This is a genomic window from Velocimicrobium porci, from assembly GCF_009696045.1.
Lineage (GTDB): Bacteria > Bacillota > Clostridia > Lachnospirales > Lachnospiraceae > Velocimicrobium > Velocimicrobium porci.
On record NZ_VUMT01000029.1, the window covers coordinates 1 to 22,269 of the forward strand.

Here is a 22,269-nt window from a genome sequence, read left to right on the forward strand (position 1 = left end):
GGAATTTTGGTCGAGGACATTATATCAAAAATGGGAGGTAAATGCTCTTTTTATTTGCAAACCTCCAATAAATTAAGGTTTTAAAAGAATTTTTAAAATAAAATACGGGTAGTTTTTGACACTACCGTAACAAAAAGAGGGGTTCTAAAAATGAGATTAAGGCAACTGATCCAGAATATATGATATTAGAACCGGTTGTAACGGAAGAAATGGCAGAGGTTGCTCTGTGCATGAATATTAGAAAAAAGGTAACTGCAAAAGACCTTGCACCTCTTTGTGGGAAATCGGTTGAGCAGACAGAAAAACTATTAATGGATTTGGCTTATGCAGGTGTCTGTTTTGTCAATGAAATTGATGGAGTAGATACATTCTGGTATGATACCTGGGTTCCGGGTATTATGGAAATGATGGTAAACAATAAAGAAAATGTAAAAAAATACCCTCAGATTGCAGAAGCTTTCGAGGCTTATGGAAGAGTAAGAGGACCAAAGACAACAGGAAGTTTTCCAGTTGGAGTCGGTTTAATGCGTGTAATTCCAATTGAGCAGGCAATTATGGGTGAAACCAGAAGGGCATCTTATGAAGAAGTATCGAAATATTTAAATGATAATGATATTTTTTCGGTAGCCGACTGTTCATGTCGTACAGCGAGAGCTGTTATGGGAGAAGGATGCGGTCATCTGTCTGAGGATATGTGTATTCAAATGGGGCATGCAGCAGAATATTATATCCGGACAGGAAGAGGGCGTGAAATTACAAGAGAAGAGGCTTTTGAAATCATAAAAAAGGCAGAAGAGAATGGACTTATGCACCAGATACCAAATCTGGATGGATCAGGAAAAACACATGCAATTTGTAATTGCTGTGGTTGTTCCTGTCTATCTCTTAGAACAGCGGAAATGTTTATCAATGCCGATATGGTACGCTCCAATTATGTTTCCAAGGTTGATAGGGAGAAATGTGTTGCTTGTGGGGAATGTGTACAGCATTGTCCGGTAAATGCATTACAGCTGGGACAGAAATTATGTTCCAAGGAGCCGGTTATCACTACTATTAAACGAGAAGATACACCACGTGATACAGAATGGGGTGAGGATCGTTGGAATGTTGACTATCGGACAAACAGGAAAGATGTTGTTGATACAGGAACAAGTCCATGTAAGACAGCCTGTCCTGCGCATATAGCAGTTCAGGGGTATATTAAGCTGGCTTCTCAGGGAAGATATACCGAAGCCTTAGAATTAATTAAACATGAGAACCCATTCCCGGCAGTTTGTGGACGAATTTGCCCAAGAAACTGTGAATCTGCATGTACAAGGGGAAACTTAGACGAACCGATTGCAATTGATGAAATAAAGAAGTTTATTGCAGAACAGGATTTAAAACAGGAACATCGTTATATACCAAAAATAAAACATGATTATGGTAAAAAAATTGCAGTAATTGGTGCAGGACCTTCGGGCTTGTCTTGTGCATATTATCTGGCAGTTGAGGGATATAAAGTTACCGTATTTGAAAAACAGCCTGTACTTGGAGGCATGCTTACACTTGGAATACCAGCATTCCGTTTGGAAAAAAATATTATTCATGCGGAAATTGATATCTTAAAAGAATTAGGTGTTGAATTTAAGACACAAGTTGAGGTAGGGAAAGATATTAGCATTGCCCAGTTAAGAAAACAAGGCTACGAAGCTTTTTATGTTGCAATTGGTGCCCAGAAGGGAAGAAAGCTTGGCATTGAGGGAGAGGACTGTGACGGAGTCATGACCGGAGTCGATTTCCTTCAAAATGTCAGTCTTGGAAAGCAGACAAAACTATCTGGAAATGTAATTATCATAGGAGGCGGAAATGTAGCAATTGATGTTGCCAGAACCGCAATAAGAACAGGTGCAAAAACTGCAGAAATGTTCTGCCTGGAAAAAAGAGAGGAAATGCCTGCATTACAGGAAGAAATCGAAGAAGCAGAAGCAGAAGAGATTAAAATTAATAATTCATGGGGACCAAAACGAATTCTTACGGAAAATGGTCATGTAGTAGGAGTTGAATTCAAAAAGTGCAGTTCTGTTTTTGATGAAAATCATCGCTTTAATCCAGTGTATGATGAAACGGATACGATTATAGTAAAAGCGGATTCTGTTTTAGTATCCGTAGGTCAGGCAATGGACTGGGGAAATCTCCTTTCCGATAGTAAAGCAGAGTGGAATCCTAATAAGACAATAAAAGCAGATCCATTTACGTTACAGACAAACGAGCCGGATATTTTTGCAGGGGGAGATGCTTTTACAGGTCCTAGGTTTGCAATTGACGCAATTGCTTCAGGAAAAGAAGCAGCAATCTCAATTCACCGCTATGTTCAGCCTGGACAAAGCCTGACAATTGGTCGTGACAGAAGAGAATATCATCAATTTGATAAAGAGGCGATTATCTTTGATGGTTATGATAATATACCAAGACAAAAGGCAGATCATATAAAAGAAACTACTTTAAAGGATAATTTTAAAGACCCTCGTGCTACATTTTCAGAAGAACAGATGAAAAAAGAAACCGAACGTTGTTTAGGTTGTGGTGCAACCGTTGTTGATGAGTTTTTATGTGTAGGATGTGGACAATGTACAACAAAATGCAAGTTTGATGCAATTTCCTTAGTTCGTAAGTATGATGGAGAAGGCGTTGCCTATGAAGATGTTAAACCGGTTGTAGTCAAAACTGTTTTAAAACGAAAAGCAAGAATTGCTGTAAAAAAAGTTAAAAAGGCGTTTATACACAAGAAATAGAGTAGTTAAAAGATACATAGAAAGTGTTGAAGGAAAAAGATGCATGAATTAGGTGTTGTTATAGAAGTTGTGAAGATAGTTGAAAAATTTGCAGTTGAGAATCAAGTGCAAAAGATTGATACACTGGTCTTACAGATTGGAGAGCTGTCTTCTATGATTCCTAAGTATATTAAGGCGGTATATCCTGCGGCAGTAGATGGAACAATGCTAGAGGATACGAAGTTAGAAATTGAAATATTACCGGGAAATGCCAGATGTGCAGATTGTGGAAAAGTCTTTAATGTATTAGAACAGAATGGAAGATGTCCAAAATGCAACGGAAAACGGTTAGAGTTACTATGTGGTAAGGAATTTTATATTAAAGAGATTCGGTGTTATTGACATCAATTGCCTGTATATTAAGCGAAGTACAGATTATGCTGTGGACGTTTAATGTACAGGCAATTTTTATGTCTGCACTAAAAATTAAAAGGATATTGTTTGAAAATTCTACGATTGAATAGAAAAAATACAAAATATCAAACTTTTTGTTGATTTTATCTAAAATAACTATTAAAATAAGACATAAAAAATTATAAAAGATAGGAGAAGGAGTATGGATTATAGAACTTATTTAAAACATTACCCAGATAAGGAAGGTCGTTTTGGAGAATATGGAGGTGCATATTTATCAGATGAATTAAAACCGGCTTTTGAAGAAATCACAGAAGCATACCAGACAATTTGTCATTCTTCTCAGTTTATTAATGAGCTTCGAAGGATTAGGAGAGAATTCCAGGGTAGACCAACCCCGGTTTATCACTGTGAACGGCTTTCCAGAGAAATTGGGAATTGTCAGATTTATTTGAAACGAGAAGATCTAAATCACACAGGTGCACACAAACTGAACCATTGTATGGGTGAGGGTTTATTGGCTAAGTTCATGGGGAAAAAACGTCTGATTGCTGAAACAGGAGCAGGACAGCATGGTGTAGCATTGGCGACAGCTGCTGCTTATTTTGGATTAGAGTGTGAAATACATATGGGTGAAGTTGATATCGCAAAACAGGCACCGAATGTGACAAGAATGAAAATCTTAGGTGCAAAGGTTGTGCCGGTAACACATGGATTAAAAACATTAAAAGAAGCTGTTGATTCTGCCTTTGATTCCTATGCAAAGAATTATAAGGATTCTATTTATTGCATCGGTTCTGCGTTGGGACCACACCCATTCCCGCTTATGGTAAGAGATTTTCAGGCAGTAGTTGGATATGAAGCAAGAGATCAGTTTAAAGAGATGACCGGTATTATGCCTGATGTTGTTTGTGCCTGTGTTGGCGGCGGAAGTAATTCAATTGGAATGTTTGTTCCGTTTTTGGATGATCCGGTAGATATTGTCGGGGTAGAACCTTTGGGACGAGGAGAAAAGCTGGGAGATCATGCGGCTTCAATGAAATATGGAGAAAAAGGTGTGATGCATGGATTTGAGAGTATTATGCTGAAAGATGAGCATGGAGAACCGGCACCTGTATATTCAATTGCCAGTGGATTAGATTATCCGTCAGTAGGTCCGGAGCATGCCTTTTTACATGACTTAGGACGGGTTCAGTATGAAACGGTAGACGATGAGGCTGCAATGGAAGCGTTTTTTAAGTTATCAAGATATGAGGGGATTATTCCTGCAATTGAAAGCTCTCATGCAGTTGCTTATGCAATGCGGAAGGCAAAAGAAATGGGACAGGGGTCTATCCTTGTCTGCCTAAGTGGACGTGGCGACAAGGATATTGATTATGTTGTTGAGCATTATGGTTTAGGGGAACAGTTCTTTCAATAAATTGGATTTCGCTTTTGTTATAAATTATTATGCGAAGCTGTTTTCTTATATATTACTTTAAAATAGAAAAGAATGATAAGAAGCGAAGTCAGTGAGCCAAGTGGAGAGGCGAGTCCCATAGGAAAGAGGGAGTCAGTAAACATTTTACTCATCATATAAGCGACCGGAATACGAACGAGAAAAATGGAAATTACATTATGGATAAATGGAATAAGTGATTTGTTTATACCACAAAGGTAACCATTTAAACTGAAAGCAATACCTGCAAGAAAGCAGTCTATACAATAGCTTCTAAGGTAGGTATTTCCGGAGTGGATTACAGCCGGGTCTGTTGAAAAGAAACCTGTGAAAGCCTGAGGAAACAGTTCAAATAAAATACAGGCAAGAATTCCATATCCGCCAGTGATGTAAATACCATATTTTAACGTTTGTATAGAACGCTCTTTCTTTCCGGCACCGGTATTTTGGGCAGTGATTGCTGAAATAGCCGAAAGGAAAGAAGACGGAACTAAAAAGGCAAAATGAATTATTTTTTCAACAACGCCAACGGCAGCAGAATCAACAAGACCGCGTTCATTTGCAATAACAGTAATAACCATAAAGGATATTTGTATTAAAAAATCTTGCGAAGCAATAGGAACTCCTAATGTGAGGATACCTTTTACGCTGGATTTTTTCCAACAAATATCCTTTTTTGTAAAAGAAAACGGAAGACCATGCTTCTTAATATAAAAAAGTGCAAAAATAAAGCTGACAGCCTGTGCAGTTACTGTTGCATAGGCGGTACCGGCTGTTCCCATACCGAATAATCCGGTTAATAGAAAATCCAGAATGACATTAATGATACATGCAATGCCTATAAAATACATAGGAGTTCTGGAATCTCCAAGACCACGCAATATGCTGCTGATTACATTGTAGCCGACAATAAACGGAATACCGGCAGAACAGATTGTTATATATTGTCGGGCTTCATTTACCGCTTTTTCAGGTGTCTGTACAAGTGCAACAAGATTTGTTGTCTGCCAGAGCATTAAGGGAGTTAAAATAATAGTTAATACGAAAAAGATTAAAATAGAGTTGCCAAGAATCTGGGCAAGCTCTTTCTGTTTCTGTTCTCCCATTTTCCGTCCAAGCATAACCGTTGTACCCATCGAAAGACCTAAGACAATCGAAGTTACGATATACATAATCTGACTTCCGATTGTTACCGCTGATACTGCACTGGAACCTGCAAATCTTCCTGCGACAAATAAATCGACGGCACCATAAAAAGCCTGCATAAAACTGGAAAATAAAAAAGGAAGTGCAAACGCAATTAACGTTTTAGCTACACTACCGGTTGTTAAATCATAATTTTTTTTGGATTTTTTACTATTTAAATCCACGTAAATCCTCCTTTAACTTATAAATAATATGAGATTATAAACCCTCTAGTGGCTGGAGAGTCAAGCGTTAAAAGGAATCTGAAGTTCTGTTATGAATTTAGAAGAATCATTTGTCATTCCAGAATCTATAATTGTTATTTCGACAGAGTCGCCGGTAATTTGATAATGATTACTTTGAATAAAGTTCATTAGTTTTTGATAATATGGTGCGGATTCTGCATGGGTTCCGCGATAACAAATCGAAGCATAATTTCCCTCTTCTAAGACGGCATTTGTTTTTTCACATTCGTCACCACTTTCTAAAACAACAAAAATGGAAGAATAAAACTTAAAATTTCCCTGATAAAGATTTTCAGATGCAATCGATACACCTACTTTTCCTAAAAAGATAACCGAATCTAAATCATAGTTTCGCTCTAAATCCCGGATTAAATGTTCTAAATTTTCTGTAGTTGAGAATTCTTTTTTTAAGACAACAAGATTTCTCTTTGGCAGTTTTTTAATTGTAATTTCATTATTAGGAGTATTTAAGGCGTTTTGGAGCTGGTTGATTCGGTAAGAAATTTTTTTTTCAATTAATTCCAGTTCCTGCTTCTTTTTTTCTACTTTTTGTTTTTGATCTAGAAAAATGGAGAGCATCGTGTCGACTTCCCTGTGTTCAAAAAAAGTAAGGATTTGTTCTAGAGATACGTCTAACGCCCGTAAATATTTTATTGTATTTAATCGTTCAAATTGATTTGTTGAATAATAACGATAATTCGTTTTGGGGTCTACAAATTCAGGCTTTAATAACCCGATATCGTCATAATAGCGAAGAGTTCGTATATTTATATGAAATAGTTTTGCTACTTCACCAATAGAGAATAAATCTTTCATATTATAATCACACCTATCAGAATATTTAAACTTGTATTTAATCATATCAAAATTATTGTTCAGTTACAATTATAATATGAAGTAGTAGGAAAATAAGGGGAAAAATTGGATGTTAACAAATTGCTAAGAAGCTTATAATATAGCTGTTTTTGACGAAAAATAAAAAAAGCAATGATATTTTTCACAAAAAACTATTTTTAAGATTGGAATGTTTTTTCCTACTTTATAATGACTTGAGGGAGAGAACGGAAGAAAAATTAATTTCAATATACAAATTAACTAAAAACGAATCTGCAAGCATATATGCGTTTGTGAAAATGTAGAAGAAAAATTACGAAAATTTAAGATTGGTGAAAGTTTTAAGTAAAGATTGACAATGAAAACAAATTGCAGTAATGTGTATACAGCTTACAAAGACTTTACATTTTTTTCCACGGAAAAGTAAAGTGAAATATGGAACTTAAAAAATAAAAAAGAAAGGAGATTAAACGTTTTCAGTAAAGAAAAAGAAAGGAAGCGAGTCATACGGAAACTTTAGCAAAGAGCTTATTAGAAGAATTAAACTGCGAAACCGTATTTACCATTCCTATATTTGGAGGAATACCAGTTTCCGAGTCAATTGTTGTTACTTGGATTATTATGGCAGTTCTTACAGTACTGTCAATTGTATTTGTCCGTAACCTTCAAGTTGAACCGACTGGCAAGAAACAGTTAGTGCTTGAAACAGCAATTGGAGGAATTCATCAATTCTTTGAAGAGATTGTAGGGGAAAATGGAAAAGTATTTATTCCTTATTTGATTACGGTAGCAATCTACATTGGAGTTGCTAACTTAATTGGTTTATTAGGGTTTAAGCCGCCTACAAAAGATTTGAATGTAACGGCAGCTCTTTCAATTATGAGTATTATAATAATTGAATATGCCGGGTTCCATAAAAAAGGATTGAAAAAATGGGTGAAAAGTTTTGCAGAGCCGGTTCCAATCATCGCACCAATTAACATTTTGGAAATCTTCATCAGACCATTATCGTTATGCATGCGTTTGTTTGGAAATGTGCTGGGAGCATTTGTTGTTATGGAGCTGATAAAGAAATTGGTACCGCTTATTGTACCAATTCCATTTAGCTGTTATTTTGATATTTTTGATGGCTTGATTCAAGCTTATGTATTTGTATTTTTAACATCATTATTTATTAAAGAAGCATTAGAATAAAAGAAAAAGGAGTGTTTTATTATGTCAACATTAATCGCAATTGGAGCAGGTGTCGCTGTATTAACAGGTATTGGAGCAGGTGTAGGTATCGGTATTGCAACATCAAAAGCAGTAGAAGCTATTGCAAGACAGCCGGAAGCAGAAGGAAAGATTAGTAAAGCACTTTTACTTGGTTGTGCATTGGCAGAAGCAACTGCTATCTATGGTTTTGTAATTGCATTATTAATCATTTTATTCTTAAAATAGAACATGTAAACTAATACCGAAAGGCAGGTGATTAAGGTGCTGAGATTAGATTGGAACCTTGTCCTGGAAATTATTAATATGATTGTTCTTTATCTTTTGATGAAGAAGTTTTTAATCGGACCTGTCACCGCCATTATGGAAAAAAGACAGGAAACGATTGAGCAGCAGTTGTCGAACGCGGAAGATGCGAATAAACAGGCACTGGATTTGAAAGAACAATACGAGATAAAGTTAGAAAAAGCAGATGAAACATCGAAAGAGATTGTAAATAAAGGAAAACAAGAGGCAAAGAAGCTTGAAGAGCAAATGTTAGAAGATGCGAAAAAACAAGCAGAACGTATTATAAAAGAAGCAGAGGAAACGGTGGCACTGGAACGGAAAAAAGCAGTTCGCGATATGGAATCGGAAATTGCAGGACTTGCTATGGCTGCGGCTGCAAAAATTCTTGGAGAAAATGGAAAAGAATCTGATAACCGTGATTTTTATGAACAATTTTTAGCAAAAGCAGGTGAAAGCAATGACACAAACAGCAATTAATTATGCCAGGGTTTTGCATGAGTTATCCATACCCAGAGAGACCATTATGGATACGAAACAGGCTTTTTTGAGTGTACCTGAATTAAATGTTTTCTTTACAAATCCTGTCATATCAAAAGAAAAGAAGCATGAGGTAATAAATAGGCTTTTTCCAAAAGAAATAAAAAGTTTTTTAAAGGTTCTCTGCAATCATCATAGTTTTGATGAAGTTAATGATATTTTTGAAGCATATGAGGACTGGGAAAGACAAAAGCAAAATAAATTATTGGCGAAATTGTATTATTTTACGGCACCGAATGAAGAACAGCTTGCCAAGATAAAAGAATTTCTTTGTAAGGAATATAAAGCAAATGATGTAGAGTTTATGTTAAAGGAACAGCCAGAACTTCTGGGTGGTTTTATTTTGCGTGTTGGTGACAAGGAATATGACTGGAGTGTAAAGGGACGGTTTCAATTATTAAAACAAAAATTGACCTGGAGGTGAAGAAGTTGAGTGCAATTAGTTCAGAAGAGATTATTTCTGTTTTAAAAAGCGAAATAGAACATTATGAGTCAGAATCAAAAGCCAATGAGGTTGGTACTGTTATCTGGGTTGGTGACGGAATTACAACTGTATATGGAATTGATCATGCAATGTATGGTGAGATTGTAATTTATGAAAACGGCGTAAAAGGTATGGTTCAGGATATTCGAAGAAATGAAATTGGTTGTATTCTTCTCGGAAAAGATACAGGAATTAAAGAAGGAACGAAAGTTACCCGGACGGGAAAAAAAGCGGGTATTCCTGTAGGAGATGCCTATATTGGTCGTATCGTGGATGCGCTTGGTGCACCAATTGATGGTAAAGGTGAGATTAAAGCGACAGATTACAGACCAATTGAGGAAGAAGCACCAAGTATTGTAGACCGTAAATCAGTAAATGAACCATTACAGACTGGGATTCTTGCAATTGACTCTATGTTTCCAATCGGAAGGGGACAAAGAGAACTTATTATCGGTGATCGTCAGACTGGTAAAACATCAATTGCAATTGACACAATTTTGAATCAGAAAGGAAAAGATGTCATTTGTATTTATGTTGCAATTGGACAAAAAGCTTCAACAGTTGCAAAAATCGTGAACAATTTAAAGAAATACGATGCAATGGACTATTCTATTGTATTATCGGCGACTGCAAGTGACTCTTCTTCCTTACAATATATAGCGCCATATTCAGGAACGGCATTAGCAGAATATTTTATGTATCAGGGCAAAGATGTATTGATTGTTTATGATGATTTATCAAAGCATGCAGTTGCTTATCGTGCTTTGTCATTACTGTTAGAGCGTTCTCCGGGACGTGAAGCTTATCCGGGAGATGTATTTTATCTTCATTCGAGATTATTGGAACGTTCCAGCCGGTTAAGTGACAAGCTTGGAGGTGGATCAATCACTGCACTTCCAATTATAGAAACGCAGGCAGGCGATGTATCGGCTTATATTCCAACAAATGTTATTTCCATCACGGATGGTCAGATTTTCTTGGAAAGTGATTTATTCTTTTCCGGTATGCGTCCGGCTGTCAATGTCGGTTTATCGGTATCCCGTGTTGGTGGTGCTGCTCAGACAGAAGCGATGAAAAAAGCAGCAGGAAGTATCCGTATTGATTTGGCACAGTTCCGTGAAATGGAAGTATTTACACAGTTTAGTTCGGATTTGGATGCTTCTACAAAGGAACAGCTTGAATATGGAAAGGGATTGCTTGAATTATTAAAGCAGCCATTATGCCATCCAATGAGTTTACATGCTCAGGTTATTACTTTATGTACGGCAACCCATAAGGTTATGGTTGGAATTGATATTAAGAAAATAAAAGAGTTCCAAAATGATATGATTGCTTATTTTGAGAATAATCATAAAGAGCTTGTAAATGCAATTGATGAGAAAAAAGTACTTACTGATGAGCAGATTAAAGAAATTGTAGCAATCGCAACTGAATTTAAGAGTAGGTGTTAGTATGGCAAGCACAAGAGAGATACAAAGCAGAATGAAGAGTATTCAGGATACGATGAAAATCACGAATGCAATGTATATGATATCTTCTTCAAAATTAAAAAGAGCGAAGAAGCGGTTAGAGGATACAGAACCATATTTTTATATGCTTCAGTCAGCAATTGCAAGAGTTTTAAGACATCTTCCGGATATGGAGAGTCCATACTTTGAAAGCTTTGAGAAAAGAAATTCAGAAGATAAAAAAATTGGTTATATTGTAGTGACAGCTGATAAAGGGTTAGCAGGCGCGTATAATCACAATGTAATAAAGCTGGCAGAAGAAAAACTACAGAATCATTCAAATCATAGATTGTTTGTAGTAGGAGAACTTGGACGGCAATATTTTTCTAAGAAAGGTCTTGATATTGATACAAGTTTTCACTATACGGTTCAAAATCCGAATATGAGCCGTGCAAGAATTATATCAGAAAAGATAATTGATTTATATAAAGCAAATGAACTGGATGAAGTTCATATGATATTTACAACGATGGAGAATGCGGTACAGACAGAAGCGCAGGTGGTGCAGTTACTTCCATTAAAAAAAGCTGACTTTAATGAGAAAAAAGATATTAAGATTCCGATTGATGTCAAGATGGAAGAGATTGCGTTATCTCCAACGGCTGAAACGGTAATTGATTATATTGTACCAAATTATATTGCAGGTTTTATATATGGTGCATTGGTGGAATCTTATTCCAGTGAGCAAAATGCCAGAATGATGGCGATGCAGGCTGCAACTGACAGTGCAACTAAGATGCTTCGAGAGCTATCCATTGTTTATAACAGAGTTCGGCAGGCGGCTATTACTCAGGAGATTACAGAAGTAATCAGCGGTGCCAAAGCCCAGAAAAAGAAAAGAAAACATTAACAGAGAGGAGGTTTCCTCACTACTGTGAGAATAGAGTGCTATGAATAAAGGAAAGATTGTTCAGGTTTTAGGACCTGTTGTGGACGTAGAATTTGAAAACAATGACCTTCCATTTATTAAAGATGCGTTGGAAGTAGATAACCATGGAAAACGATGTGTTATGGAAGTTGCACAGCACATTGGAAATAATACAGTAAGATGTATTATGCTGGCTGCCAATGAGGGACTTTGCAAAGATATGGAAGTCATTGCAACTGGTTCAGGAATTAAAGTTCCGGTTGGAAATAAGACATTGGGACGATTGTTTAATGTATTAGGCGATGCAATCGATGGAGGTGAATCTTTAGAAAATGAAGAGAAATGGGTTATCCATAGAGAACCTCCTACTTTTGAGGAACAAAGTCCGGTTGTAGAAGTATTGGAAACGGGAATTAAGGTAATTGACCTTCTTGCTCCTTATGCCAAAGGTGGAAAAATCGGTTTATTTGGTGGTGCCGGTGTAGGTAAGACAGTATTGATTCAGGAGTTAATCCGTAACATTGCAACAGAGCATGGTGGTTATTCCATTTTTACCGGTGTTGGAGAGCGTTCCAGAGAGGGAAATGACCTTTGGACAGAGATGAAAGAGTCAGGCGTATTGGAAAAAACTGCCTTGGTATTTGGTCAAATGAATGAGCCACCTGGAGCACGTATGCGTGTTGCCGAAACAGGGCTTACTATGGCAGAATATTTCCGTGATGTCGAACATCAGAATGTATTACTCTTTATCGATAATATTTTCCGTTATGTTCAGGCTGGTTCAGAGGTATCAGCACTTCTTGGACGTATGCCGTCCGCTGTAGGATATCAGCCTACATTAGCGACGGAAGTTGGTGAATTGCAGGAAAGAATTGCATCGACAAAGAATGGTTCTGTTACATCGGTTCAGGCAGTTTATGTTCCGGCTGATGATTTGACAGACCCTGCTCCCGCAACAACATTTGCCCATTTAGATGCAACAACTGTTTTATCAAGAAAAATTGTAGAACAGGGAATTTATCCGGCAGTTGATCCACTGGAATCGAATTCTAGAATTTTAGAGGAAGATGTAGTTGGTAAGGAACACTATGAAACAGCCAGAAAAGTGCAGGAATTATTGCAAAAATATAAGGAATTGCAGGATATTATAGCAATCTTAGGTATGGAAGAATTATCGGAAGAGGATAAATTAACTGTATTTCGTGCAAGAAAAATTCAGAAATTTTTATCTCAGCCGTTCCATGTAGCGGAAAACTTTACAGGTGTTCCTGGCAAATATGTTCCACTTAAAGATACAATTCGTGGATTTAAGGCAATCATTGAAGGAGATATGGACGAGTATCCGGAAGCTGCATTTTTTAATGTAGGAACAATTGAAGATGTTATAGAGAAAGCGAAAACATTAGAAGAAAAATAAAAGGAGTGGTTTCATGAATACATTCAGCTTGAGAATTGTCGCCAGTGATAAGATATTTTTTGATGGAAAGTGTCAACTCCTTGTTATTCCGGCAATTGATGGTGAGAAAGCGATTATGAGCCATCACGAAGACAGTGTAATTGCTGTTACAATGGGTGAAGCCCGATTTCAAACAGAAGATGGGACCATAACGAAGGTGCTTGTAGGAAAGGGATTTGTGCAGATGATTAATAACCGTGCAGTTTTGTTGGTTGATTCAGCAGAAAGACCAGAAGATATTGATGTGCAACGGGCGGAGAGAGCGAAAGAACGTGCAGAAGAGCAGATGCGCCAAAAGTCAAGTATTCAGGAATATTACCACTCGAAAGCTTCTCTTGCAAGAGCAATGTCAAGATTAAAAGAAACAAGCAGACATCATCATTAAAACAAATTTATATAGATAGAAATTGGGACTGTCGAAAAACATAAATTACAGACAGTCCCAATTTTTTGCTTTATAGGAAACTTCGTCTCCTATAAAGCAAAAATGCTCCACTTTGTTCATATAGTTTAGACTAAAATCAAATCCATCCACCATCTAACCGAATTACCTGTCCGGTTAAATATTCGTTTTTGTGTGTAACAGCATAAACAAAATCAGCTACTTCTTCGGCACGTCCAAGACGTCCGGATGGAATCTCATCAATTAAATCCATCAACTCGTCATCTGCCAGAAATTGATTCATTTCGGTATCAATTGCTCCACATGCAATCGCATTTACCTGTATATTAGAAGGAGCAAGTTCCTTTGCAAGAGCTTTTGTAAAGGCGTCAACTCCGCCTTTTGTTGCAGAATAAGCAACTTCACAAGAGGCACCAACATTTCCCCATACAGAAGAGATGTTTACAATTTTCCCCTTCTTTTTGGAAACCATATCCGGAACACACAGGTTACAGCAATTAAATACAGAAGTGAGGTTGTTTCGGATGATTTTATTCCAATCGTCAATCGTCATATCGGTTAATAATCCAATGTAAGAAATTCCAGCATTGTTTATAAGCACATCAAGTGAGCCATAATTCTTTTTTATTTCTGCAAAAAGCTCCTTACAAACGTCATATTCACCTACATCACCAACGAAGGCAAGACAGGAAGTCTGGTATCCTTCAATCTCTTTTTTTACCTTATTCAGAAGTTCTTCATTTTGGATACAATTGATAATAACATTGTAGCCTTTTTTTGCATATTTTACTGCAATTGCCTTTCCAATTCCACGAGAGGCACCGGTAACTAAAACAGTTTTGCGAGTCATGAATTACACATCCTTTCCATTTCTATATCTTTGTTTATTATATCACAAATAAATATGAAAAGTTCAAGCTACATTGTTTTTTTATCCATTTTCTGCTATACTACGAGTTGGACTAAAAAACAAGTGTGATATATTAAAAATGAGAGAAAGGAAGTTTTGTAGAAGAATAGTTGATATGAATAAAAAGAAGAAAAAAAGTGCTGCAAGTATATTTATTCGAAATTTTGTAAGATCTGTTGTTTTAATTTTAGTATTGTCAGCCTGCGGTTATGGAAGTTATAAGATTACATTTCTTTATTATGATAAAGTTGGAGCACCAAAAGATAATAAAGCAGCTAAAATTGTAAAGGAATATTTTGGTGACGTCAAAGTTGAAGATATATCAAAAAATTTAATTTTATCAGTTGAGCCGGAAAGCGGTCAGATAAAAAGTATGGTTTTGGAGATTTTTAACAAGTCTACAAGTAACTTTGATTATATTACAATTCCAATGAAAACTCAGTTTACGCTGTCAAATGAATTATATCAGAAACTGTTTCAGGCAGGGTGTGAGGCACCTCAGATTATCCGACTGTCAAAGGCAGATGAATATTTTTCAGAGGAAACATTATACCAATATATGGTTATTCTATTAGAAGACTATTTTGGAATTGATATTAGCTATTATACAGTTGTTCCACAGCAAACATTCCGTGAGATGTTTAAAAAAGAAGAAAGGACGATTACAACGGAGGGGGAACAACCTGTTACAGGGCAATATAGCGTATATTGCTTAAAGAATAATTACTTAGAGAAAGTAAGACAGTTAAATGATGCGGATGCATGGGAAAAATTTATAAAAGAATCATATGAAACGTGTGAATCCAGTCTTCCTTTAAAAGGGAAATTAGAGTATGTGGAAAGCTATTTGAACGGAAATATTGATTGTGCTTATTTTCATTCGATTTATGGTCAGATGAAAAATGGCTATTTTGAGGCGGATAAAGAGAATTCTGCTAAAATGATTCAGGAGCTGGTTAATAATACAGTACCATATTCTGCACCTCAGAATACGGAAAGCTCAAATTTAAAACCATCATCTTCTGATTCAGGGGCTGGTGATGAAGTAAATATAGAGAACCTTGTAGTTGAAATATTAAATACAAGTAAAATTACAGGACTTGCGGCATCTTATAAGCAAAAACTAACAGAAGCAGGATATCAGGTTGCAAGTATAGGAAATTATACGCAAGGTACGTTAACACAAAGTAAAATTATAGTAAAAGATCAAGGTGTCGGACAGACATTATTAAATTATTTTCCAAATGCACAAGTAGAAGTGGGAACATTGAAGACAGGAATTGATGTGCAAATATTGTTGGGAACAGATGCAGCACAATAGATTTGGAGGATATTTAAGGTATATGGATATGAAAAAATTAATATGGTCTGCAACCATTATAATAGGAGCAATGTGTATTTTCAGGCTTGGGATGGTAGCAGGAGCTGCCAGTTCTGAGCCAGGGAGTTCGGGCGATCCATTGATAACAAAAAGTTACCTGGAAGCTAGAATAAAAGATGTTAATCAGGGAAGTTTAGGTGCTTATGAGAAAGTTACAGTAAATAAGGGAAAGACAGTAACCGTTTCTACAGGAGGAGAGCTGTTACTTTATTCGGGGAGTGGAAAAGTGACAGGTAAGAGCGGATTACTGAACTTGTCGACAGGTCAGATTTTTAAATCCGGGAATACAGCAGTGAAATACAATCCTTATCTGGTAGTGGAAAAAGGAGGGATGAAAGCATTATCTTCCAGTGTGGTGTACATAAAAGGAGCGTATTCAATAAAATAGAAAAGTGAGAATGGAGTATGTATGGATAAAACAGTACAAATCATGGATTTGGATGTGAATATTATAGATATTGATTATTTTTGCCGGAAAATAGAGGGATATCTGGAAAATGATCAATTGAATGTTATTTTGTTAGCATCCAGCCAATTGTTCAAGGAAGCTGCAGGGAATGAGTATTTGAGAGGATTGATTGCCCGTGCAGATGCACTTGTTCCGGGAGAAAAAACGGTATTGAGTTTTTATCATGCGGATTTGTTGCAACAGGGAGGAATTATTGTAAACTATAATTCTCTGGCAGATGTTTTAGAGTACTTGAAAAAGAAACATTATACTGTGTATATTGTTGCAAGAGAACAGAATGAAAGTGATTATATCAAACATTTTGTTGAGGAGAGGGAATATAATATTTCTGTAATTGGGGAACGAATGGAGCAGGAATTTGAAGATGATGCGATTATTAATGAAATCAATAGCCTGTCACCTGATATTTTATTAGTTGACCTTGATACACCATTACAGGAAATGTGGATTATGGAACATAGTACGAAGGTAAATGTACGGCTATGTGTAGGACTTGGCGGTATTATGCGTCAGGTAATGAATGAATATAAAAAGCCACCGGATTTAATCCGAATGTTACATTTGACCTGGCTCTACAATAAATTCTGTTTTCGAGAAAAGCTGTTTCGGGTAAAAAGTGAAAAAATTTTTAGAAGGGCAGTAAAAGAATACAAAAGCAGAAAGGGAATGAAAAATGAGGATTAAGGCGAATGATACGATTATAATGATTCTTGGGGTATTGTTAATGGGGATTGGGATTAATTTGTTTTTTGATCCTGCCAATATGGTCACTGGTGGAGTAACAGGTATCGCTATTATAATCAAGGGGTTGACGAAAGGGATTATTCGGGGAGGAATACCTCTTTGGTTTACAAATCTGTTTATTAACGTATTTTTGTTTTTGGGAAGCTATCGGATATTAGGAAGAGAATTTTTAAAAAAGACAATTTTTGCTACAGTAATGTTTTCCGTAGCTTTATATATTATACCGGAAATTGATATGACTCACGGAGATTATCTGCTTGCCGCTGTTTTTGGTGGATTCTTTAGTGGAATCGGATTAGGTCTTGTTTTTAGTGTATCGAGTTCAACCGGTGGAACAGATGTGCTTGGTGCAATTGTACATCGTTATTTAAGACATTATACAGTCGCACAGATTATTATGGTGATTGATGGTTTAGTTGTAATTGGTGGTGCGATTGCTTATGGTATTGAAGTTACATTATATGCAGTAATTGCGGTATATATAACTTCTAAAATGATGGATGCAATTTTAGAGGGACTAAAATTTGCAAAGCTTGCTTTTGTCATATCAGAACAATATGATAGTATTGCTGAAACAATAATGAGTGAGATGAGAAGAGGAGTTACTGCACTGCCAGCAAGAGGAATGTATTCGAATGCAGAAAAACAAATGCTTATCTGTGCTGTATCAAAAAAGGAAATTACAACAATTATGGACATAGTATCCAAAAATGACCCTAAAGCTTTTATGATTGTAACAGATGCAAGAGAAGTGTTGGGGGAGGGTTTTATAGAATATAGACAGTAATGAAACTAGTTTTTAGCAAATGCTAGGTAAAAATACAGATTTTTATGAATATTTCGTCATTTTGGATGTATATTTGCAAGTTTTTAGTATACAAGTTATACAAAAGCGAAAAAATTTATTTGTTAAAAAGGAATATAGTGTTAAACAGCTAAATAGTGTATGATAGTTATAACGGCTAGATACATATCATATGTTTAGGGAGGAAAACGTAATGGCAAGTTTATCACTTAGAAATATCAATAAAACATATCCAAATGGATTTGTAGCAGTAAAGGATTTTAATCTTGAAATCGAGGATAAAGAATTTATTATCTTTGTAGGTCCATCTGGTTGTGGTAAGTCTACAACACTTCGTATGATTGCAGGCTTAGAAGAGATTACTTCGGGGGAATTATGGATTGGTGATAAGTTAGTAAATGATGTAGAACCAAAAGACAGAGATATAGCGATGGTATTCCAGAACTACGCATTATATCCACATATGTCTGTTTATGACAACATGGCGTTTGGTCTTAAGTTAAGAAAGACACCAAAGGCTAAAATTGATGAGTTAGTACATGAAGCTGCGAAGATTTTGGACATTGAACATTTATTAGACCGTAAACCTAAGGCTTTATCAGGTGGTCAAAGACAGCGTGTTGCTATGGGACGTGCAATTGTTCGTAATCCTAAAGTATTCCTTATGGATGAGCCACTTTCCAATTTAGATGCAAAGCTTCGTGTTCAGATGCGTATTGAGATTTCTAAGTTACACCAGAGATTGGAAACAACGATTATTTATGTAACACATGACCAAACAGAAGCATTGACACTTGGTACAAGAATTGTTGTTATGAAAGATGGTGTTATCCAGCAGGTAGATACTCCAATTGACTTATATACAAAGCCACAGAACTTATTTGTTGCAGGTTTCATCGGTTCTCCACAGATGAACTTCATTGAAGCTGAGGTTGTAAAAGAGGGAGATGCAGTTAAGTTGGCATTTGGATCTCATTCAATCAAGTTGCCGGAAGGAAAAGCAAAGAAACTTGTTGCAGGTGGTTATGTAGGAAAAACAGTTGTATTCGGTATTCGTCCGGAAGATATTAAGGACGAAGAAATTTTCATTAACTCTTCTCCAGACAGCGTATTGGAAGCAACAGTAAGGGTATATGAAATGTTGGGTGCTGAGGTATTTTTGTACTTCTCATTAGAACAGTTCGAGATTACGGTTCGTGTAAATCCACGTACGACTGCAAGACCGGGAGATACAATTAAGATTGCTTTTGATATGTCTAAGGTTCATGTATTTGACAAAGAAACAGAAAAAGCTATAACAAATTAGTTGGAATATAAAAGGCTGTGTTGTTGATACAGCCTTTTTTTGCTTTATAGGAAACTACGTCCTATGAATTAAAAAGCCCAGTTTACTTTTTGACAGAAAAATGTTAAACTTACTATGAATAATTTTATTATGGGGATAAATCTACAATAAAAATAGAATAAAAAATAGAGGAGTGAATAAGATGATTTCAAACCAGATTCTTCAGAATACAATTGAAGGGTTAAAAGCAATCACAAGAATTGATATTTGTGTTATGGATACAGAGGGAAAAGCACTGGCAAGTACTACTTCGAATGCAGAAGACTATGAGGAAGCGGTACTTACATTTGTTGAATCACCGGCAGATAGTCAGGTGTTACAAGGTTATCAGTTTTTTAAGGTATTTGATGAACATCAGTTAGAGTATGTTATTATAGCTAAAGGTGATAGTGAAGATGTATACATGATTGGAAAAATTGCATCGTTCCAGATACAGAATCTTTTAGTTGCTTATAAAGAACGTTATGATAAAGATAATTTTATCAAAAATTTGTTGTTGGACAACCTTCTTTTGGCAGATATTTACAATCGTGCCAAAAAACTTCATATTGAAACAGAAGTAAGAAGAGTAGTATATTTAATAGAGACCAAAAACGAAAAAGATAATAATGCTTTAGAAACTGTTCGCGGATTATTTTCCGGTAAGACAAAAGATTTTATTACTGCGGTTGATGAGAAAAATATTATTCTTGTAAAGGAATTGAAGCCTACGGAAGGCTATGAGGATTTAGACAAAACGGCAAAGGTTATTTTAGATATGCTGAATACCGAAGCAATGACAAAGGTTCATGTTGCTTATGGAACAATTGTAAATGAAATTAAAGATGTTTCACGTTCTTACAAGGAAGCAAAGATGGCTTTGGATGTTGGAAAAATCTTTTATAGTGATCGCAATGTAGTTGCTTATAGCAATCTTGGAATTGGTCGTCTAATCTATCAGCTTCCAATGCCTTTATGTAAGATGTTTATCAAAGAAATCTTTGATGGAAAATCACCAGATGATTTTGATGATGAAACACTTGCTACAATTAATAAATTCTTTGAAAATAGCTTAAATGTATCAGAAACTTCAAGACAGCTTTATATTCACAGAAATACTTTGGTGTATCGTTTGGATAAGCTTCAGAAAAGCACGAATTTAGATCTTCGTGTGTTTGAAGATGCGATTACATTTAAAATTGCGTTGATGGTTGTAAAATATATGAAGTACATGGAATCATTAGAGTACTAGGTTTAGAGAGGACTATAAACCATGACGAATAACAATGTCATTATAAATTTAGAAAATGTATCGAAGACATACTCTGCAGGGACTAGGGCTTTGCAGGGTGTGTCTTTACAAATTGAAAAAGGAGAATTTGTATTTGTTGTAGGTGCCAGTGGGTCCGGCAAATCTACGCTGATAAAATTACTTTTGAAGGAGTTGGAGCCAAGCTCCGGTGTCATTACTGTGAACAATCAGAATTTAAGTCGTATGAAACGGCGGCAGATTGCAAAATATCGCAGAAATCTCGGTGTCGTGTTTCAAGATTTCCGACTATTGAAAGATAGAAATATTTTTGAGAATGTTGCATTTGCACAGATGATTACCGGAAAAAGTAAGGATACGATTCGAAGACAGGTTCCTGCGATATTAGGGCTTATGGGTTTGGGAGATAAAATGAGATTTTTCCCAAATGAATTGTCTGGTGGGGAACAACAGAGGGTAGCTTTAGCAAGAGCATTGGTTAACAAACCCTCTATTCTATTAGCAGATGAGCCTACCGGAAATTTAGATCCAAAAAATTCGTGGGAAATTATGGAACTTTTGGATCAGATTAATAAGACTGGGACTACCGTTGTTGTAGTCACACATAACCGAGAGATAGTTGATGAAATGCAGAAAAGAGTGGTAACCCTAAAACAGGGTCTGGTTGTTAGTGACGAGCAAAAAGGTGGTTATAATTATGGCAAGAATTAATACATTTAATTATAGTGTGAAACAGGGAGTAAAAAACATCCATAGAAATCGTTTGTTTTCATTGGCGTCAATTGGAACTATTACTGCCTGTTTATTTTTATTTGGAATATTTTATTTTATTCTGGCGAACTTTCAGCATATTGTGAAGGATGCAGAATCCTCATTTGGTGTTACTGTATTTTTTGATGAAGGAATTACCGAAGGTGAAGTACAGGCAATTGGTGACAAAATAAGGGCTCGAAGTGAAGTGAAAGAGGTAGTTTATACGTCGGCGGAGGAAGCATGGGATACATTTAAGGATAACTATTATCAAAGTTATGATGAACTTTTGAAATCGTTTGGCGATGATAATCCACTTGCTGATTCTGCTTCTTATGGCGTTTATTTGAAAGACATATCGAAGCAGAAGAAATTTGTTACTTACGTAGAGGGTCTGAAAGGTGTACGAAAAGTGGAGAGCATAGAATCAGCAGCGAAGGTAATGGAGAGTGCAAATTCATTTATTGCCTATGTGTCCGGGGCAATCATTATTATACTTCTGGCAGTTTCTATTTTTTTAATTAATACAACGGTTATGATGGGAATTGCAGTGAGGAAAGAAGAAATCTATATTATGAGGCTGGTCGGAGCAACTGACTTTTTTATTCGGGCTCCATTTATTGTTGAAGGTGCGTTAATTGGACTGATTGGTGCAGTAATTCCACTAGGAATTTTGTATCTTGTTTATGACAGAGTGATTTCGCTTATTATGCAAAAATATGCTATTTTAGCATCTAAAATTCATTTTTTAGAGGTTGGAGACATATTTGGGGGCTTAATTCCAATTGCATTATTATTAGGGTTGGGAATTGGTTTGGCAGGCAGCTATTTAACGGTAAGGAAGCATCTGCGCGTGTAAGCGAGGGTAGTGTCAAGTAAGTTATGAAAAAACAGAGCCAACAAAATAGGCTCAATAGAACCTTGAAAATTGTAGATATTTATTCCTATAAGCTCTCCGAGGGCTTAGGGCGCTGCCCTAAAAACCCGCAAG

21 protein-coding genes and 1 pseudogene are annotated in these 22,269 nt (G+C 36.1%); 19 read left to right on the plus strand and 3 right to left on the minus strand.

Annotation, left to right across the window (positions count from 1 at the left end; all coding sequences use genetic code 11):
• Positions 1 to 230 precede the first annotated feature (230 nt).
• From FYJ58_RS13070 to trpB, 3 genes are all read left to right on the plus strand, one after another.
• Positions 231 to 2,774: an FAD-dependent oxidoreductase gene (locus FYJ58_RS13070; RefSeq protein WP_331464204.1), complete on the plus strand. Its 2,544-nt coding sequence runs from the start codon at positions 231 to 233 to the stop codon at positions 2,772 to 2,774.
• A gap of 39 nt (positions 2,775 to 2,813) precedes the next feature.
• Positions 2,814 to 3,155 carry a hydrogenase maturation nickel metallochaperone HypA/HybF gene (locus FYJ58_RS13075; protein ID WP_154520161.1) on the plus strand — a complete coding sequence of 114 codons (342 nt, stop codon included), beginning with the start codon at positions 2,814 to 2,816 and terminating at the stop codon, positions 3,153 to 3,155.
• A gap of 214 nt (positions 3,156 to 3,369) precedes the next feature.
• The gene (gene trpB, locus FYJ58_RS13080; RefSeq protein ID WP_154520162.1) at positions 3,370 to 4,587 is read left to right on the plus strand and encodes a tryptophan synthase subunit beta; all 1,218 of its coding nucleotides are present in this window, start codon (positions 3,370 to 3,372) and stop codon (positions 4,585 to 4,587) included.
• Positions 4,588 to 4,604: 17 nt separating this feature from the next.
• Here trpB and FYJ58_RS13085 read toward each other — a convergent pair whose 3' ends face one another.
• Together FYJ58_RS13085 and FYJ58_RS13090 are read right to left on the minus strand one after the other, a co-directional pair.
• The gene (locus FYJ58_RS13085) at positions 4,605 to 5,975 is read right to left on the minus strand and encodes an MATE family efflux transporter (RefSeq protein WP_328597859.1); all 1,371 of its coding nucleotides are present in this window, start codon (positions 5,973 to 5,975) and stop codon (positions 4,605 to 4,607) included.
• Between the two features lie 60 nt (positions 5,976 to 6,035).
• Positions 6,036 to 6,851: a MerR family transcriptional regulator gene (locus FYJ58_RS13090; RefSeq protein ID WP_154520163.1), complete on the minus strand. Its 816-nt coding sequence runs from the start codon at positions 6,849 to 6,851 to the stop codon at positions 6,036 to 6,038.
• 519 nt (positions 6,852 to 7,370) lie between these two features.
• Here FYJ58_RS13090 and FYJ58_RS13095 point away from each other — a divergent pair.
• The 8 genes and pseudogenes from FYJ58_RS13095 to atpC all read left to right on the plus strand — a co-directional run.
• Positions 7,371 to 8,063: pseudogene (locus tag FYJ58_RS13095) on the plus strand (F0F1 ATP synthase subunit A); the annotation flags it as partial.
• 21 nt (positions 8,064 to 8,084) lie between these two features.
• The gene (gene atpE, locus FYJ58_RS13100; protein ID WP_154520164.1) at positions 8,085 to 8,309 is read left to right on the plus strand and encodes an ATP synthase F0 subunit C; all 225 of its coding nucleotides are present in this window, start codon (positions 8,085 to 8,087) and stop codon (positions 8,307 to 8,309) included.
• Between the two features lie 36 nt (positions 8,310 to 8,345).
• The gene (gene atpF, locus FYJ58_RS13105; protein WP_328597860.1) at positions 8,346 to 8,846 is read left to right on the plus strand and encodes a F0F1 ATP synthase subunit B; all 501 of its coding nucleotides are present in this window, start codon (positions 8,346 to 8,348) and stop codon (positions 8,844 to 8,846) included.
• Positions 8,827 to 9,330, plus strand: a complete 504-nt coding sequence (atpH, locus tag FYJ58_RS13110; protein WP_154520165.1) for an ATP synthase F1 subunit delta — start codon at positions 8,827 to 8,829, stop codon at positions 9,328 to 9,330. The genes atpF and atpH overlap by 20 nt, the downstream gene beginning before the upstream one ends.
• Positions 9,331 to 9,335: 5 nt before the next feature.
• Entirely contained in the window at positions 9,336 to 10,841 is a 1,506-nt protein-coding gene (gene atpA, locus FYJ58_RS13115) for a F0F1 ATP synthase subunit alpha (RefSeq protein ID WP_154520166.1), read from the plus strand.
• Position 10,842: 1 nt separating this feature from the next.
• Complete coding sequence (gene atpG / locus FYJ58_RS13120) at positions 10,843 to 11,748, plus strand: ATP synthase F1 subunit gamma (RefSeq protein WP_154520167.1); 906 nt, start codon at positions 10,843 to 10,845, stop codon at positions 11,746 to 11,748.
• 40 nt (positions 11,749 to 11,788) lie between these two features.
• On the plus strand, positions 11,789 to 13,183 hold the full coding sequence (gene atpD / locus FYJ58_RS13125) for a F0F1 ATP synthase subunit beta (protein WP_154520168.1): 1,395 nt from the start codon (positions 11,789 to 11,791) through the stop codon (positions 13,181 to 13,183).
• 13 nt (positions 13,184 to 13,196) lie between these two features.
• On the plus strand, positions 13,197 to 13,607 hold the full coding sequence (gene atpC / locus FYJ58_RS13130; protein ID WP_154520169.1) for an ATP synthase F1 subunit epsilon: 411 nt from the start codon (positions 13,197 to 13,199) through the stop codon (positions 13,605 to 13,607).
• Positions 13,608 to 13,743: 136 nt separating this feature from the next.
• On the opposite strand, the gene ymfI is transcribed toward atpC, so the two are convergent.
• Positions 13,744 to 14,475: an elongation factor P 5-aminopentanone reductase gene (gene ymfI / locus FYJ58_RS13135; protein WP_154520170.1), complete on the minus strand. Its 732-nt coding sequence runs from the start codon at positions 14,473 to 14,475 to the stop codon at positions 13,744 to 13,746.
• A 175-nt stretch (positions 14,476 to 14,650) separates the two neighbouring features.
• Between ymfI and FYJ58_RS13140 the strand changes: the two genes are divergently transcribed.
• The 8 genes from FYJ58_RS13140 (at position 14,651) to ftsX (ending at position 22,137) form a co-directional block, all read left to right on the plus strand.
• On the plus strand, positions 14,651 to 15,856 hold the full coding sequence (locus FYJ58_RS13140; protein WP_205839262.1) for a LytR C-terminal domain-containing protein: 1,206 nt from the start codon (positions 14,651 to 14,653) through the stop codon (positions 15,854 to 15,856).
• Positions 15,857 to 15,878: 22 nt separating this feature from the next.
• A complete protein-coding gene (locus FYJ58_RS13145; protein ID WP_154520172.1) occupies positions 15,879 to 16,304 on the plus strand; it encodes a hypothetical protein in 426 nt (141 codons plus the stop codon).
• 21 nt (positions 16,305 to 16,325) lie between these two features.
• Positions 16,326 to 17,069 (plus strand): WecB/TagA/CpsF family glycosyltransferase, encoded by a 744-nt coding sequence (locus FYJ58_RS13150; protein ID WP_154520173.1) that lies wholly within the window; start codon positions 16,326 to 16,328, stop codon positions 17,067 to 17,069.
• Positions 17,059 to 17,916, plus strand: coding sequence for a YitT family protein (locus FYJ58_RS13155; protein WP_154520174.1), 858 nt, complete (start codon positions 17,059 to 17,061; stop codon positions 17,914 to 17,916). The genes FYJ58_RS13150 and FYJ58_RS13155 overlap by 11 nt, the downstream gene beginning before the upstream one ends.
• A 211-nt stretch (positions 17,917 to 18,127) precedes the next feature.
• Positions 18,128 to 19,240, plus strand: coding sequence for an ABC transporter ATP-binding protein (locus FYJ58_RS13160; protein WP_154520175.1), 1,113 nt, complete (start codon positions 18,128 to 18,130; stop codon positions 19,238 to 19,240).
• Between the two features lie 181 nt (positions 19,241 to 19,421).
• A complete protein-coding gene (locus FYJ58_RS13165) occupies positions 19,422 to 20,510 on the plus strand; it encodes a PucR family transcriptional regulator (RefSeq protein ID WP_154520176.1) in 1,089 nt (362 codons plus the stop codon).
• Positions 20,511 to 20,549: 39 nt separating this feature from the next.
• Positions 20,550 to 21,239 carry a cell division ATP-binding protein FtsE gene (gene ftsE / locus FYJ58_RS13170; protein WP_328597861.1) on the plus strand — a complete coding sequence of 230 codons (690 nt, stop codon included), beginning with the start codon at positions 20,550 to 20,552 and terminating at the stop codon, positions 21,237 to 21,239.
• Positions 21,226 to 22,137, plus strand: coding sequence for a permease-like cell division protein FtsX (gene ftsX / locus FYJ58_RS13175; RefSeq protein ID WP_154520178.1), 912 nt, complete (start codon positions 21,226 to 21,228; stop codon positions 22,135 to 22,137). The genes ftsE and ftsX overlap by 14 nt, the downstream gene beginning before the upstream one ends.
• Positions 22,138 to 22,269 lie beyond the last annotated feature (132 nt).

Coding starts and splice junctions, on each gene's coding strand:
- FYJ58_RS13070 (WP_331464204.1), top strand. CDS start 231: ATGAATATTAGAAAAAAGGTAACTGCAAAAGACCTTGCACCTCTTTGT.
- FYJ58_RS13075 (WP_154520161.1), top strand. CDS start 2,814: ATGCATGAATTAGGTGTTGTTATAGAAGTTGTGAAGATAGTTGAAAAA.
- trpB (WP_154520162.1), top strand. CDS start 3,370: ATGGATTATAGAACTTATTTAAAACATTACCCAGATAAGGAAGGTCGT.
- FYJ58_RS13090 (WP_154520163.1), bottom strand. CDS start 6,851: ATGAAAGATTTATTCTCTATTGGTGAAGTAGCAAAACTATTTCATATA.
- atpE (WP_154520164.1), top strand. CDS start 8,085: ATGTCAACATTAATCGCAATTGGAGCAGGTGTCGCTGTATTAACAGGT.
- atpH (WP_154520165.1), top strand. CDS start 8,827: ATGACACAAACAGCAATTAATTATGCCAGGGTTTTGCATGAGTTATCC.
- atpG (WP_154520167.1), top strand. CDS start 10,843: ATGGCAAGCACAAGAGAGATACAAAGCAGAATGAAGAGTATTCAGGAT.
- atpD (WP_154520168.1), top strand. CDS start 11,789: ATGAATAAAGGAAAGATTGTTCAGGTTTTAGGACCTGTTGTGGACGTA.
- atpC (WP_154520169.1), top strand. CDS start 13,197: ATGAATACATTCAGCTTGAGAATTGTCGCCAGTGATAAGATATTTTTT.
- ymfI (WP_154520170.1), bottom strand. CDS start 14,475: ATGACTCGCAAAACTGTTTTAGTTACCGGTGCCTCTCGTGGAATTGGA.
- FYJ58_RS13140 (WP_205839262.1), top strand. CDS start 14,651: ATGAATAAAAAGAAGAAAAAAAGTGCTGCAAGTATATTTATTCGAAAT.
- FYJ58_RS13145 (WP_154520172.1), top strand. CDS start 15,879: ATGGATATGAAAAAATTAATATGGTCTGCAACCATTATAATAGGAGCA.
- FYJ58_RS13150 (WP_154520173.1), top strand. CDS start 16,326: ATGGATAAAACAGTACAAATCATGGATTTGGATGTGAATATTATAGAT.
- FYJ58_RS13155 (WP_154520174.1), top strand. CDS start 17,059: ATGAGGATTAAGGCGAATGATACGATTATAATGATTCTTGGGGTATTG.
- FYJ58_RS13160 (WP_154520175.1), top strand. CDS start 18,128: ATGGCAAGTTTATCACTTAGAAATATCAATAAAACATATCCAAATGGA.
- FYJ58_RS13165 (WP_154520176.1), top strand. CDS start 19,422: ATGATTTCAAACCAGATTCTTCAGAATACAATTGAAGGGTTAAAAGCA.
- ftsX (WP_154520178.1), top strand. CDS start 21,226: ATGGCAAGAATTAATACATTTAATTATAGTGTGAAACAGGGAGTAAAA.